Here is a 13,219-nt window from a genome sequence, read left to right as displayed (position 1 = left end):
GCTTTCATTGGCCTACGGCTGTGAACCCTTGACCAGCCTTCTCTGCGGGGGCCCAACCTTGTCCGGGTCATACGTGTAGGAGCGGTCAGTGGATTCCTCCCGGGGGTTGGGGCAGGTCCTCTGGGCCTGATAGAGCGCCTCGGGGTCTTCCTGGCCGTGATCGTGGGCGTGCAGGAGGGCGCGACCGACCCTGGAGACGGCAAAGTCCGGGACCAACAGGCGGGGGCCGTCCCACAGCGCCCCTACCACGGCCACATCGGTCACGTGCACCCGGCCGTCACGGGTCAGCGGGCCGCCCGGCGACCGCGTGGGTTCTTCCAATTGCTCATACAGGCGAATGAGCCACGTGCTCGGCGCCCCACCAGAGGGCGCCGGGGTGCCCGCCATGGCGGCGCGCAGGACAGTCGAGACCGGGAGGTCCTGTTCAACGAGCAGCAATGTCCAGGGAAACACGTCCCAGTCGCCACGGGTCACGGGGTCACGGCTGAAGGCGGCCTGAATGAGGCCGGGGCGCATGACCTCGCGAACATGCGCGTCGCGGCGCTGTCGCTGCCGCCGCGCCTCGGCTTTCTGTTCCCGGGTGGGGCGCGGCCTTCCGGTCCCGCTGCGGGCCGCGCGAACGCCGAACAGGAGCAGTGCGGCAAGAACACCCGCGCCCAGTGCCTGCAAGAACCCCTCGGAAGGCGCCATGCCCGACAGCGTACAGGAGGGGCAGCGGCCATCGGCAGCGTCAGGGCCTGGGATGTGCCCACCGCGAAGGCAACAGGGGAGGGGCCACCCGGCGCACGTTCCCCGGCAGCTCGGTGCGCCAGGGGTGCGGTGATGGGCGGTCGCCAGCCCCTCACCGGTGTCCTGCCACGTGATTAAGTGGGGCCATGGCGCACCCGTACCACCACGCGGTCAGTTCGGCCCGCCGTTTTGGCGGGCAGCCGGAGGAGTATCTGCCCATTCACAACTGGTTCGACCAGACCAAGGCCCACCTGCCGGACGCCCGCCACCGCGCGCTGCTGCACTCCAGTTTTGGCATCTTTCTGTGCGAGCAGGTCTTTGGCGTCACCCTGACCCTGGGCAATGGCCGCCAGGTGCCCGTGCGGCTGATTGGCGAGCAGCATGTGCGTGAAGACATGGGCGGCGAGATTCCCACCGTGCAGGACTGGCTGGGCGATCTGCCCCTGCGCCCCTGGATGACCCGGGGCGCCGCGCGCCTGAGCGAGGAGGACGGGCTGTGACCATTCCAGCGGGTTTTGCCCACAAGCTGGCGCGCCTGGGCGTGGCCCGCGTGCGGCTGGCGTACCTGTGGCACGAGGACGAAACGCGCTATGAGGTGCAGGCCCTGGACGGACAGGGGCGCGCCGTGCCGCTGGACCATGACCTCCGGCGGGAGGTAGAGGAGGCCGTGGAGCACGCCGACCTGCCCGGCCAGAGCGCCTACCTGTGGGACCTGGGCACGGGCCTCATTGCTCCATTCGGCGAGGTGACGTATCTGGCGGGCGATTCGCTGAACGGCACGTATGCCGTGCGTTTTGAGGGCAACGAAGAGCTGGTGCTGGAGGTGGCGGCGGCCACGGCGCCTTCCCAGGCGCAGGTGCAGGCCTGGGTGGCCCATCCCGACCCCAGCGTGCGCCGCGCGGCGGCACTGAACCCGGCGATTCCCGACGAGTGGCTGCTGCCCCTGCACGGAGATCTGGTGTTTGAAGTGATGTCCTCCATGGGTTCACGCCGGGGCCACGCAGCCTTTGAGGCAGAGCAGCAGCAGGCCCAGAACCCCCGGACCCTGCCGCGCACCCTGGATGCGTTGTCGCGCAGCTCCTGGACCAGCGTACGGCTGGCCGTCGCCCGCAACCCCAGCACCCCGGGCGCGGCGCTGCGTGAACTGGCCCGCGCGCCGCAGTGGCCTTTTCCGCTGGCCGTGCTGAACAACCCCGCCTGCCCGCCAGAAGTGCGCGAACCCCTGCTGGACGCCCTGGGTGGGGTGGAGGGGCCCGAAACCCGCCGGGCCATCGCCCAGGCCCAGGATGCCCCGTGGGCGCTGCTGTCCCGGTGGCTGGCTGACCCCGATCCCTACCTGCGCGCGCGCATTGCCCGGCACGCCGCCACGCCCGCACAGGCCCTGGCCGTGCTGGCCGCTGACCCCGACGAGGACGTGCAGATGGCGGTGCGGGAACGTATGGAAGAGAAGGAAGAGCCCTACAACCCGGCCTGGCCCCTGGCCGAGCAGTGGCGGGTGGCCCACAGCCCGCACCAGAGAAATGCCCTGTGGGCGCTGGGGCATGCGCCCAATCTGCACCCCGACGTGCTGGCCTTCCTGCTGAATCAGCCGCAGCAGGCCTATGTGGTCGTGCACCGTCCAGAAGTCACCGACGACGACCTGCTGCGCCTGATCGAGACGGGGCCCATCGCCACCTACCGGCTTTCGGAGCGGGGTGGCCTTTCAGCGGAGGTGCTGCGGCGGCTGGCACAACGTCCAGAAGAGGACCTGCGGGCCAGCGTGCCTTCTCTGGCCAAGCCTACCGGCTTACCCGAGGACGTGACCGCAGCCCTGGTGGCCGACCCCAGCGAGCAGGTCCGGGCCCAGGCGGCGCTGCATCTGCCGCCTGGTCCTGCGCAGGCCCAGAGGCTGGCCGACGACCCGGCCGCCTGGGTGGCCGAAACGTTGCTGCGCAACCCTGCTTTGCCGCCAGCGGTGGCCCGCACGGTCCTGCGGCGGCTGGGCCACGGCGTGCTCAACCCCTACCTGCACACCAAAGACCCCATTCCAGCGCCGCTGCTGGGCGTGTACAGCGAGTTCGCCACGGGGGAAACCCTGCTGGCCCTGGCGCAGAATCCACAGACGCCCTCTTCACCGCTGGTGGAGCAGGTGCGGGCCCTGGGCGGCGCGGCCATCGAAACCCTGATCGCCGACCCCCACACCCCGCCCGAGGTCCTGGCCCGGCTGGTGGTGTCGCCCCACGACGGCGCCCTGCTGCGGCACCCCCACTTCACAGGGGCCATGCTGCGCGACCTGATCATGCAGCGCCTGAAACGCTTTTCGTTCTGGAACAGCCTGTGGGGCGAGGACGGGCTGGTGATGCACGTCCTGGATTCGCCGCACATGACGCTGGACCTGTGGGAGAAACTGGTCACGCCCCGCCACCTGCGCCCCGAAACCCGCGCGCAGGTGGCAGCCCGCCCAGACCTGCCGCCCCTCATCGCCGCCCGGCTGGCCGAGGACCCGGTGGGCGCGGTGGTGGCGGCCCTGCGTCAGAACCCAGCGGTGCCGCCGGCGGTGCTGAACCGGCTGGACGCCCCCTGACCCACGGCCCCCTGCCCGGCGTAGCATCCTGCCCATGACCCTGCCCGTGATTGCTGATCTGCGCTCGGATACCGTCACCACGCCCACGCCGGCCATGCGTGAAGCGATGGCCCAGGCCCCCGTGGGCGACGACGTGTACGGCGAAGACCCCACTGTGAACGCCCTGCAGGCCGAGGTGGCCCGCCTCACCGGCCACGAGGCGGGGCTGTTCATGCCGTCCGGCACCATGACCAATCAGGTGGCCATTGCCCTGCACACGCGCCGGGGCGAGGAAGTCATCTGCGCCGAGGGCTCGCACATCTACGAGTGGGAACTGGGCATGATGGCCACCTTCAGCGGCGTGGTGCCGCGCTTTGTGCCCGCGCCGCTGGGCGTGCCTGCCCCCGAGGACGTGCGCGCCGCCATCCGGCGCAGCATTCACCAGTCGCCCACCGGGATGATCAGCCTGGAAAACACGCACAATAAAGCAGGTGGCACGGTGATCGCCCCCGAAGTCCTGCACCAGATCCGCGCGGTGGCCACCGAAGAAGGCCTGCCCTTTCACCTAGACGGCGCCCGCGTGTACAACGCGGCGGTGGCGCTGGGCGTGGAACTCCGCGAAGTGACGGGCATGTTCGACACCGTCAGCGTGTGCCTCAGCAAGGGGCTGGGCGCGCCGGTGGGGAGTGTCCTGACCGGCTCGGCGGCGGCCATGAAACAGGCGCACCGCTACCGCAAGATGATGGGCGGCGGGATGCGGCAGGCGGGCGTGCTGGCCGCCGCCGCGCTGGTGGCCTTGCGGGAAGGCCCCGCCCGGCTGGCCGAAGACCACCGCCGCGCCCGCGTGCTGGCCGAGGCCCTGGTGAACGCCGGTTTCAGCGTGAATCTGGCTGCCGTGCAGACCAACATCGTGTACGCCGCTGTGCCGAACGCCGCCCAGCGGGCCGCCACCTGGGCTGAGCAGGGCGTCCTGGCCAATGCCCTGGGCCCGGATTCGGTGCGGTTTGTGCTGCACCACCAGATTGATGATGAAACCCTGGAACGGGCCATCGCTGTGCTAACCGCCTGATACGACTTCCGGAAAATTCCGTCACGTGTTACGGAATTTATTTGACCGGACTGAATCAGCTGCGCAGCAGAGGGAGAGGGAGAAAACACGGATTTCCGGGAATTGGGCTGGCACAGCGCCAAAGGCGGGGAACATCCAGTTCTTTTCTGGATGTGACGGAAATGGACGGCAGTCCGTATGAAACCATCTGCCCCCCGAGCTCGCCTGCAGGGGGAAAGGCCACACCCTGACGGAAGGGTGTGGCCTTTGGCCTGTCGTCACGTACCGCCGCAGGTTTTTGTGGTTCTCAGCCCACGCCGTCCGACCAGATAAGCACCCAGGCTTCGGTTCCCCCAAGTTGTTCCAGCGCCCCCAGGCGGTGGTTGCCGTCGCGCACGGAGAGCACGTCTCCCCGGCGCTGCACGATCAGCGGGGCAAAGCGGGCTCCCCGCTGGTGGGCCTGCATCAGCGCGTCAAGCCGGGCGGTCCACCGCACGGTGGGTTCCGGGTATTCCATCTCGGGTTCGGGCCCACAGGCCCGCCGCAGGGCGGCAATAGCCACCGGCAGCGGGCCTTCCCACTGACGAGGGGCTAGCCGCAGCCCATCGGCCAGCCCCAGATTGCCGCCCGGTTGGCGCAGCCAGGTGTCCACCCACGCGCCAACCTCTGCGGGCTGAAGGCGGGGAACGGTAAAGAGCGCATCGGCGGTCATGATGAGCAGGAGTGTGAGCCCTGAACAGCAAAACGTCCATCCCAGGGCAGTCCCGGGATGGACGTGGTAGCGGCTGGCTTCAGCCCAGGTCGTTCAGGACCTCGGCCAGGTCTTTCTTCACGCAGGTGAACATGGGCGTGTCCTGCAGGGTGTACATGCTGGCTTCGGTGTAGCGCAGGCGGTGCACCAGATCCACAAATTCCTGCGGGTGGTCGGAGTCGAAGCTCACCACGAATTCCTGGTCGTCAATGCCGTAGGAGTAGCTGGTGTTGATGCGCACGCCCTTGAAGGGGCCGCTGGCGTAGATGTGCTCGTCCATCATGCCCTGGCGGCTGTGGGGGGTCAGGTCGTACCACGCCCGCGTTTTCACGAAGGGGTAGATGAACAGGAATTTGCCCTGCCCCGGCAGAATTTCCAGACCGTGCCCGCTGCCCTCCACGCGGTTGACATACTGGCTGCGCTTGTTCATGGACACGAAGTTGTACGGCTGCGACAGGTAGCCCATCAGACGGGTGCGGTTCAGCCGGGCCTGGGCATCCTGAAACTCGCGCACGTCAAAAGCGATGCGCCACAGCATGAAATCCACGTCGCCGCGCACGCCCACCAGCGAGTAGGGCCGCTGAATCAGGCCCTGCTCGGCCTGTGCCTCGTCCACCCAGTCCTGGGCAGCGGCCAGGAACTCGGCCTTCAACTCCTCGCGCTCGGCGTGGGGCAGGCGGCGAAAGGCGGGGTCCAGCTTGAAAAAGGCGTAGTTCAGAAACTGGCGCTGGGCGCGGTCGGGTTCTCTCTGCGTCACCTGCCCGCTGGGGTCCAGGTCCACCATCATCTTCGGGCGGCCACCGGGGGCGCCGCCGGGGCGCCCGCCAGCGGCAGCGGGCAGCGCGCCTTCTGGCCGCTGACCCTCGGGGCGCTGGCCTTCTGTCCGCTCGCCGCTCACTGGGCCACCACCTGACCGCGCAGGTCATGGGTCATGCCGAAGTTGGCGCGGTAGAGCGTCTGAATGCCTTCGAACTCCTCGTCGGTCAGGGGCGCGGCGTCGAAGGTGGCGGCGTACTCGCGCAGCCCGTCTTCAGAATAGATGTTGGGCAGCACGCTCGCCATTGCCGGAGAGCGCAGGGCGAACTGAATGGCCAGCTGGCCAATGGTGCGGCCCCGGCCCTCCACGAAGGCGCCCTGCAACTGCTCCACCTTTTTCAGGCCGTCTTCCATCCAGGCCTTGCGGCGGGCGTTGGTGGTCATGCGCCAGTTGCGGTGGTCGCCGGGTTCAAATTCGGTGTCCAGGCTCATGTAGCCCTCCAGCAGCCCCGAGGCGTGCGGCACGCGGGCCATCACACCCACGCCCACCTCCTCGGCCACGGGCAGAATCTGCTCGCCCAGCGCCTGTTCCAGCAGGTTGTAGATGATCTGGGTGGGCGCGCGGCGGTCACGCACGCTGGCTATGCCCTCTTCAATCTGGCGCTCGTGCTGGGCCGGGCCCAGGGCGGTGCCGTAGGCCAGAATCAGGCCCTCGGCCCTGGCCCGGTCCAGTTCGGCCCACAGGTCGTCGCGCAGGATGGCGTCCATGCGGGGGTTGTGCAGCTGGTAGTAGTCAATGCGGTCGGTGCCCAGCCGCTTCAGGCTGCCTTCCAGCGCGCGGCGCAGGTGGGCCGGCGACCAGTCGTGGGGGCGCTCCTGCTGCCCGGGGCGGTCGGGGTGGTTGTAGATGTCGTAGCCGAACTTCGTGCCAATCACGATCTGGTCGCGCAGCTCCCCCAGGGCCTCGCGCTGCAGCTCCTCGGCGCGGCCCGAGGCGTAGGTGTCGGCGTTGTCAAAGAAAGTGATGCCCAGGTCAAAGGCCCGCCTCAGCAGCGCCTTGCCCATCGCCTCGTCCTTGACGCCCCACCACGTGGTCCCCACGGTCCACACGCCAAAGCCCACCGCGCTCACGGTCAGGTCGGTGCCCAGCAACTTGCGGTATTCCATATCCGGCACTATTCCACCGCGCCCCGGGGATGGTTGACCCCGAACGACCGGTCAGGCAGGCGTGGGGACCGGAAAGTGCAGGTGGCCCGACGGCACCGCCACCGTCACCAGGGGCCGCACGCGGTCCAGCCCCAGGCGCAGGGCCCCCGCGTCCACCACGCTCAGGCGGGCGGGTTGCACGCGGCCGGTCAGGCCCACCCGGGTCAGCCACCAGCCGTTTTCGCCGTCCAGCCGGGGCTGGGCCAGGGTGCGCCAGGGGGCCGGAACGGGCACCGCAGACACCGGCAGCGCCGGGCCAAAGCCCTGAAACGCGAGGTGGGCCAGCGGGCGGCCTTCCTCCTGAATGCGCACCTGCCCGCGCTCTGGCGTGCCCAGCCACTCGAAGCGGGCCAGCGTTTTGGGAATGCCCCAGTTCGCCCGGCCCCAGGTCACGCTCTGCGGCGTGCTCACCGCAATGCGCGTCACCTGTGGGCGTGGCCCGGCCGGGCTGGGGGCGCCCAGGGCCACCCACATCACCTCGTCGTAGGGGCCCACGGGCGAGTGGCTGTAGCGCACCAGCAGCACTGCGCCGGGCTGGGGCCGGGCATAGACGGCCATCCAGGCGCGGCCACGCAGGTGCCAGGGTGGGGGAGCCATGCCCCGAGCGTACCCTCCCGGGCGTATACCCTGGGGCCCATGCTGAAACACGTCTCCTTCCTGACCCGCGATCTGGCCGCCACCCTGGCCTTTTACACCCGCCTGGGCGGCGTGGTCGAAAAGCAGCTCACCACCCCTGAAGGCTATGGCCGCGCGGTGGTGCGCCTGGGCGAGGGCCGCCTGCAATTCTTCGAGGTGAGTGGGGAAGTGCCCGCGCCCCATCCCCACTGGGCCGAGCACATTGCCCTGCATGTTCAGGGCCTGCGCGCCCTGTTGCCGGACCTGCGGGCGGCCGGCGTGACCGTAACCCGCGACCTGCAGCCCAGCCCAAGTGGGCGCGACATGGCCTTCGTGCAGGACCCAGATGGGCGGCAGGTGGAGCTGCTGGAAGGCGGTGAGGGTTGACGCAAGGCGCCCCTAGCCACTGAGTGGCTGGGCGCGGCGTTCCTGGGGCAGCAGGCAGCGCCACGCGAAGTCGTACACCGGCGTGGGCACCCCGGCTTCGCGGCCCAGGCGCACGATGGCGCCCAGTTGGGCGTCCAGTTCGGAGGGCCGCCCGGCCTCTATATCCCGCTGCAGGGACGTGGTGCCAGCGGCGGGCAAGGCATCAACAAAGGCCAGCGCCGCCGCCACGGCGTTCCCGGGGAGCGGCACGCCACGCGCGTGGGCCACGGTCGCCACCTCCTGCATGGCCCGTTCGATCAGTGCCCGGGTTTCGGGAAGGGCGCGCAGTTCGCCAATCGTGGCGCGGGCCACGGCCGCCACGGCGCCCAGTGAGGACACGAACAGCGCCTTTTCCCAGATCGCCACGCGGATGTCTGTGGGGAGGTCCACGGTGACGCCCGCCGCTTCAAAGGCCTGCTGCAGGCGCTGCACCCGGTCGCTGCGCTGGCCACTGAATTCTCCAAACGTCACGCTGGGGTGCCCGCCCGAATGCCGGATCACCCCGGGCGCCTCAATGGCGCTGATGATGCGGCACAGCCCGCCCAGCACGAACGCTTCGCCCAGGGCCGCAGCCAGCTGATCTGCCGCTTCCACGCCGTTTTGCATGGGGAGCACAGCGGTGCCCGGGCCCAGCAGAGGGTTCAGGGTGTGGGCCACGTGTGGGATCTGCCCCGCTTTGACAGCCACCAGGACGGCGTCCACCTCGCCCACATGGCCGGGGTCGTCGGTGGCGCGCGCCGGCTGCACGGTGAAGTCGCCCAGGGCACTGAACACCCGCAGCCCCTGTGTCTGCAGGGCCGCCAGGGTCGCGCCGCGCGCCACAAAGGTGACCTCGTGGCCTGCCTGGGCCAAGCGGCCCCCAAAGTACCCGCCAACGCCCCCCACACCCACGACCGCCACCCGCAGCCGAGAAGGTAAAGCCTCAGAGATCATGCCGGCAGTATGGCGCTGCGGCGGTGCCGGTGAAGGGCTGCGTGGTTTGGGAAGGGTCGCCACGGCTGGAAGAGGGGAAACCGGCGACCTTCCCGCGCGTGGTGGTGGGGTGGTGAGTGGCCCCATTCGTCAGGGCGGACCCGGCTGCGCTCCTGGCAGCCTTAAGGACTTCCCGGCCCGCGAGTCTGGGTTCGCAGCGGTGGCCCAGTCCAACCTGGGGTCATAGGACGGTTCACACCGCTGTTTTGGCCGCCTCCACCCCACAGCCCTTCAGGAGGGACCGTCTTGGTCGGGCTGGGTGCCTATGTCCGCCCCCTGCACGGCGTTCTTGCCGCTGCGCTTCACGCGGTACATGGCTTCATCGGCGCGGCGGTGCAGGGCGGCGAAATCCTGGCCGTCGTGCGGCGCCACCGCCACCCCCACCGACGCGCTGATGCGCACGACTTCCCCCTGCACCGTGAAGGGCTCTGCGAGCCGCTGCAGCAGCTGGCGGGCCACCCGGTGGGCGTCGTCGGGGCGGCGCAGGCCGGGCAGCAGCACCGTGAATTCGTCGCCGCCGGGGCGGGCCACCAGATCCTCGCGGCGCACCCCGGCGCGCAGGCGCGCGCCCACCTGCCGCAACAGGTCGTCGCCCGCGTCGTGGCCCAGGGTGTCGTTCACGGCCTTGAAGCCGTCCAGGTCCAGAAACAGCAGGCCTACGGGAGCACTGGACGCGCGGCGCAGCGCCTGTTCAGCCGCCGCCTGGAAGTGGGCGCGGTTGGCCAGCCCGGTCAGCGGGTCGTGGGCGGCGCGGTGGGCCAGCAGGGCGTGGTCTTCCTGTAGCGCGGCGTGGTCCTGCTGCAGCTGCTGGGCACGCTGGCGCTCCTGCTCGGCTTCGCGGCGCAGGGCTTCGAGCTGAAACTGTGCGGTCAGAAACTTGGTCTTGCGGTCCACCGCTTCAGCGTGAATGCGGCGTTCCAGGGCGTGGTGGGCGCGCAGATCGGCCAGGGCGCCGCCCAGGTCGCCCAGGGCCTCACGCACCTCGCTCAGGGCTTCCAGGGCGTCCTGCTCCTGGCGCCCAATGCCGTGCTCGCGCGCCAGGGCCAGGGCGCGTTCCAGGGGCGCCAGGGCTTGCGCGGGTCGCCCCTGGCGCTGGAGAATCAGGCCCTGCATCAGCAGCAGCAGGCACGCGTGCGCCTGCTCGGCAATGGCCTGGGCCAGCGGCAGGGTGTCCTGGATCACGGCCTGGGCGGCTTCCAACTGGCCGGTGTGCAGCAGGCTGTGGGCCCGGTAGGCCTGGGTGACCACCATGTGCTGGCGCATCTCGCTCTCCAGCAGCCGGGGCAGCAGGGTGTCGGCCATCGCCAGGGCGTGCTCGTGCTCGCCCAGGGCGTTGTGGTCCACCATCACGTTCACGCTGGCGCTGCTGTGCAGGCTGCGGTCCTCCAGGCGCGCGGCCACGGCCACCACCTCCTGGTGGGCTTCCAGGGCGCTGGCGTGCTCGCCCAGTTCGGCCCACACGGCGGCAATGTTGTTCAGCACCCGCACCCGGCCCTGTTCGTCGCCGCTGGCCTGCGCCACCTGCGAACTGTTCAGGAAGTATTCCAGCGCCCCGGCGTAGTCCCCCTGGTGGCTGACCACATTGCCCAGGCCGTTCAGGGCCCGCGCTTCCAGCGGGGCGTCGCCGCACTGCCGCGCAGTCACCAGCGCCTGCCCAAAGGCCTGCAGGGCTTCGTCATACCGGGCCTGAAAAAACAGCGTGGCGCCCAGCAGCACCACGGCGCGGCCTGCCTGGAGCGGCAGATTCAGCCCCTGGGCCTGGGCCGCTGCCGCGCGGGCCAGCGCCTCGGCCCGGGCTGGGTCCACCACCACAAGGTCGTCGGCCTGGGCAATCTGCGCGTCCAGGGCCGCCAGGGTCGCCGGGCCCAGGGGGCTGTGATCGGTGGCGCGGCTCATGCGGTTCAGGATAGGAACGCCGTTCTCACAGGGGGCTTGCAGGCCATGAGGGTGAATAAAACCAGCGGGGGGTGGGGCGATGGGGCGGAGAAAAGTTGAGCTGGGCAAGAAGGCCATGAAAGAAATGTCGTCTGGGACGCTAGACACACTCACCTGACTGTCGTAGCGCCGCTTTCCAGGCCCCACCTTCTCCGGCGGGGATCCCCGAATCTCTTGTCATACGGAACCCAGGTGAGTCGCCGGAGAGGGGTGAGCGGGCGCGCCGCGCGAACACGCACATGCGGGACTCGGGCGGCGGAAAAGCACCCCTGCGCTTCTGAAATCAGAGGAGTCCGGTATAAGGGGAAAACGTGTACCCGTCCGCCTGTTCTCCGCAGAGCGCTCAAAGGGGCTGAACCGTTGGTGGGCAGCTGGGGCCCAGAAAACGCCGCCCCGGGGTGGCCTGGGGCGGCGTGGTTGCAGCGGTGCGGGGCTGCGGGGGGCTGGGGCTTAGCGGTTCAGGGCGTTCTGCAACTCGCTGAAGGCAGCCGGGCGGCCCAGCACCCGCCAGTTCAGCACGCTGTCGCCGCTGTATTCGGGCTTGTTGCCGCCCTCGCAGTCGTACTTGACGTTCACCTTGCGCATGATGGGCCACACCACGGCTGCCGCGCGCCCCGCCACGTCGCGCCGGGGCACCGGCCCGATGATGCGCGAGTCCTCCGAACCGGTGGCGGTGCGGTTGTCGCCAATCACGTAGTAGTGGCCGGCCGGCACGGTGAAGGTCTCCTGGTCTTCCACCACGCCCGTGGTGTACCCCCCAATGCCCGAAGACTGCGCCAGATTCGCCACTGGGCTCTCCGTGTCCCAGCAGCCCTGGGCCTTCCAGAAGTCGGTGGTCCAGCCCGAGTCCAGCGGCACGCCGTTGACCGTGACCTCGCCGCCCTGAATGCGGATGGTGTCGCCGGGCAGGCCAATCAGGCGCTTGATCAGAAAGGGCCGGTAGGTCCACAGGTTCAGGGGCGCGGCCTTGTTCAGGTTGCCAATCTTGGCGCTGGCCTCGCGGGGCGGCTTGAAAATCAGGATGTCGCCACGCTTGAAGTCGCCAATGCCCGCCTTGTGCAGCCACGTTTCGTACTTGGGCACGAACACGCGCTCGCGGTCACGCAGGTTGGGCATCATGCTCACGCCGTCCACCCCCACCAGCGTGGCGACAAACTGCGTGATCACCACCGCAAACACGATGGGTTCCAGCACTTCCTTCCACAACTTCTGAAGGGGGCTCAGGGCGGGCTTCTCAGGTCTGGTCATGCACCGCGCAGCATAGCGGACGGGGCAGGCGCGCGGCGGGAGGGCCCCGGAGGCTTCAGGCGTCCGGCAGCGCGGGCGCGCTGTGCAGCGTCAGCAGGCGCGGCAGCTGGCCCAGCGCCGAGGTCCGCCCGGCGGCAATGGCCTGTTCGGCGCGGTGAAAGGTCATCAGGTCGATGTCGCCCAGCTGCGGGCGCAGCTGCACGTCCGGGCGGTAGAGGTTCACGCGGGCGTCCGTCAGCTGCGCCTGCATGATTTCCACGGCGCGGCGCAGGGCGCGCACCGGCCCCAGCGAGGCCCCCCGGCGCCAGGGCAGCGGCAGCACGCGCCGCCCCTCTAATTCCAGAGGATCGGGGGCCGTGACATTCACCGCCAGCACCCGCCGCGCGCCCAGAAACAGCGCGGCGTCCACTGGCAGCTGGTTCAGAATCCCGCCGTCGGACAGCAGCAGGTCCTCGTAGGGCACGGGTTCCAGGGCGCCGGGATAGGCCGTGGTGGCGCGCAGGGCGTCGTGCAGGTTGCCGCGCGTGAGGTACACCGCGCGCCCCGACAGCAGGTCGGTGGCGGTGATCGCCAGCGGCGTGGGCAGCTCCTCGAAGGTAGCGGGCAGGTGCTGCGCCAGCCACGCGCTGAAGGCCGACTGCCGGATCAGCCCCGGGGTGGGCCGCAGGTCCAGCAGGCGCCGCCACGACACGCCCCGGGCCAGCCGCTCCAGCTCGGCGGCGCTGTAGCCAGCCGCAATAAAGGCCCCCACCAGCCCGCCCATGCTGGTGCCCGCCACCACCGCCGGTTTCAGGCTGTGGGCTTCCAGCACCTCCCACACGCCAATGTGCGCCAGCCCACGCGCGCCGCCGCCGCCCAGCACCAGGCCGTAGCCCTTCATACGGACCCCCGCTGAGCCGGCAAGCCAGACGTGAAAAGACGGCACTGTGGCGATGGAGCAGCCGATGAAGGCCCTTCCCTGCCGCTTCTGAAAGCAAGGTGGGCCCAGCTC

General features: G+C 69.8%; 13 protein-coding genes. 4 read left to right on the top strand and 9 right to left on the bottom strand.

The window, feature by feature from the left end; all coding sequences use genetic code 11:
• Window positions 1-12: 12 nt before the first annotated feature.
• A complete protein-coding gene (locus KMW22_RS05450) occupies window positions 13-690 on the bottom strand; it encodes a hypothetical protein (protein WP_221089022.1) in 678 nt (225 codons plus the stop codon).
• 185 nt (window positions 691-875) lie between these two features.
• Here KMW22_RS05450 and KMW22_RS05445 point away from each other — a divergent pair, with 185 nt between their 5' ends.
• Genes KMW22_RS05445 through KMW22_RS05435 form a run of 3 tightly spaced genes read left to right on the top strand, consistent with a single transcriptional unit; the run spans window position 876 to window position 4,340 of the window.
• Window positions 876-1,229 carry a DUF6915 family protein gene (locus KMW22_RS05445; protein ID WP_221089021.1) on the top strand — a complete coding sequence of 118 codons (354 nt, stop codon included), beginning with the start codon at window positions 876-878 and terminating at the stop codon, window positions 1,227-1,229.
• Complete coding sequence (locus KMW22_RS05440; protein WP_221089020.1) at window positions 1,226-3,292, top strand: hypothetical protein; 2,067 nt, start codon at window positions 1,226-1,228, stop codon at window positions 3,290-3,292. The genes KMW22_RS05445 and KMW22_RS05440 overlap by 4 nt, the downstream gene beginning before the upstream one ends.
• 34 nt (window positions 3,293-3,326) lie before the next feature.
• Window positions 3,327-4,340, top strand: a complete 1,014-nt coding sequence (locus KMW22_RS05435) for a threonine aldolase family protein (protein WP_221089019.1) — start codon at window positions 3,327-3,329, stop codon at window positions 4,338-4,340.
• 286 nt (window positions 4,341-4,626) lie between these two features.
• Here KMW22_RS05435 and KMW22_RS05430 read toward each other — a convergent pair whose 3' ends face one another.
• The 4 genes from KMW22_RS05430 to KMW22_RS05415 form a co-directional block, all read right to left on the bottom strand.
• Window positions 4,627-5,031: a hypothetical protein gene (locus KMW22_RS05430; protein WP_221089018.1), complete on the bottom strand. Its 405-nt coding sequence runs from the start codon at window positions 5,029-5,031 to the stop codon at window positions 4,627-4,629.
• A 79-nt stretch (window positions 5,032-5,110) separates the two neighbouring features.
• A complete protein-coding gene (locus KMW22_RS05425; protein ID WP_221089245.1) occupies window positions 5,111-5,857 on the bottom strand; it encodes a chlorite dismutase family protein in 747 nt (248 codons plus the stop codon).
• 107 nt (window positions 5,858-5,964) lie between these two features.
• Window positions 5,965-6,993: an aldo/keto reductase gene (locus tag KMW22_RS05420; protein WP_221089017.1), complete on the bottom strand. Its 1,029-nt coding sequence runs from the start codon at window positions 6,991-6,993 to the stop codon at window positions 5,965-5,967.
• Between the two features lie 51 nt (window positions 6,994-7,044).
• Entirely contained in the window at window positions 7,045-7,629 is a 585-nt protein-coding gene (locus KMW22_RS05415; protein ID WP_235692648.1) for a hypothetical protein, read from the bottom strand.
• Window positions 7,630-7,668: 39 nt separating this feature from the next.
• Here KMW22_RS05415 and KMW22_RS05410 point away from each other — a divergent pair, with 39 nt between their 5' ends.
• Window positions 7,669-8,034, top strand: a complete 366-nt coding sequence (locus KMW22_RS05410; RefSeq protein WP_221089016.1) for a VOC family protein — start codon at window positions 7,669-7,671, stop codon at window positions 8,032-8,034.
• 12 nt (window positions 8,035-8,046) lie between these two features.
• Here the strand turns inward: KMW22_RS05410 and KMW22_RS05405 are convergent, their stop codons facing one another.
• The 4 genes from KMW22_RS05405 to KMW22_RS05390 form a co-directional block, all read right to left on the bottom strand.
• Window positions 8,047-9,006: a 2-dehydropantoate 2-reductase gene (locus KMW22_RS05405; protein ID WP_221089015.1), complete on the bottom strand. Its 960-nt coding sequence runs from the start codon at window positions 9,004-9,006 to the stop codon at window positions 8,047-8,049.
• 270 nt (window positions 9,007-9,276) lie between these two features.
• Window positions 9,277-10,941, bottom strand: coding sequence for a tetratricopeptide repeat-containing diguanylate cyclase (locus tag KMW22_RS05400; protein WP_221089014.1), 1,665 nt, complete (start codon window positions 10,939-10,941; stop codon window positions 9,277-9,279).
• Window positions 10,942-11,430: 489 nt separating this feature from the next.
• Entirely contained in the window at window positions 11,431-12,228 is a 798-nt protein-coding gene (gene lepB, locus KMW22_RS05395; RefSeq protein WP_221089013.1) for a signal peptidase I, read from the bottom strand.
• A gap of 55 nt (window positions 12,229-12,283) precedes the next feature.
• Window positions 12,284-13,108 (bottom strand): patatin-like phospholipase family protein, encoded by an 825-nt coding sequence (locus KMW22_RS05390; RefSeq protein WP_221089012.1) that lies wholly within the window; start codon window positions 13,106-13,108, stop codon window positions 12,284-12,286.
• Window positions 13,109-13,219 lie beyond the last annotated feature (111 nt).

The sequence above is a fragment of the Deinococcus aquaedulcis genome, from assembly GCF_019693445.1.
Lineage (GTDB): Bacteria > Deinococcota > Deinococci > Deinococcales > Deinococcaceae > Deinococcus > Deinococcus aquaedulcis.
The sequence above is the reverse complement of the archived record's forward strand: the minus strand, read 5'-3'. Positions and strand labels throughout refer to the sequence as shown.

What these genes read in the sequence shown, in the direction of transcription:
- KMW22_RS05445 (WP_221089021.1), top strand. Translation starts at nt 876, where the DNA reads ATGGCGCACCCGTACCACCACGCGGTCAGTTCGGCCCGCCGTTTTGGC.
- KMW22_RS05415 (WP_235692648.1), bottom strand. Translation starts at nt 7,629, where the DNA reads ATGGCTCCCCCACCCTGGCACCTGCGTGGCCGCGCCTGGATGGCCGTC.
- KMW22_RS05430 (WP_221089018.1), bottom strand. Translation starts at nt 5,031, where the DNA reads ATGACCGCCGATGCGCTCTTTACCGTTCCCCGCCTTCAGCCCGCAGAG.
- lepB (WP_221089013.1), bottom strand. Translation starts at nt 12,228, where the DNA reads ATGACCAGACCTGAGAAGCCCGCCCTGAGCCCCCTTCAGAAGTTGTGG.
- KMW22_RS05410 (WP_221089016.1), top strand. Translation starts at nt 7,669, where the DNA reads ATGCTGAAACACGTCTCCTTCCTGACCCGCGATCTGGCCGCCACCCTG.
- KMW22_RS05435 (WP_221089019.1), top strand. Translation starts at nt 3,327, where the DNA reads ATGACCCTGCCCGTGATTGCTGATCTGCGCTCGGATACCGTCACCACG.
- KMW22_RS05450 (WP_221089022.1), bottom strand. Translation starts at nt 690, where the DNA reads ATGGCGCCTTCCGAGGGGTTCTTGCAGGCACTGGGCGCGGGTGTTCTT.
- KMW22_RS05420 (WP_221089017.1), bottom strand. Translation starts at nt 6,993, where the DNA reads ATGGAATACCGCAAGTTGCTGGGCACCGACCTGACCGTGAGCGCGGTG.
- KMW22_RS05405 (WP_221089015.1), bottom strand. Translation starts at nt 9,006, where the DNA reads ATGATCTCTGAGGCTTTACCTTCTCGGCTGCGGGTGGCGGTCGTGGGT.
- KMW22_RS05390 (WP_221089012.1), bottom strand. Translation starts at nt 13,108, where the DNA reads ATGAAGGGCTACGGCCTGGTGCTGGGCGGCGGCGGCGCGCGTGGGCTG.
- KMW22_RS05400 (WP_221089014.1), bottom strand. Translation starts at nt 10,941, where the DNA reads ATGAGCCGCGCCACCGATCACAGCCCCCTGGGCCCGGCGACCCTGGCG.
- KMW22_RS05425 (WP_221089245.1), bottom strand. Translation starts at nt 5,857, where the DNA reads ATGATGGTGGACCTGGACCCCAGCGGGCAGGTGACGCAGAGAGAACCC.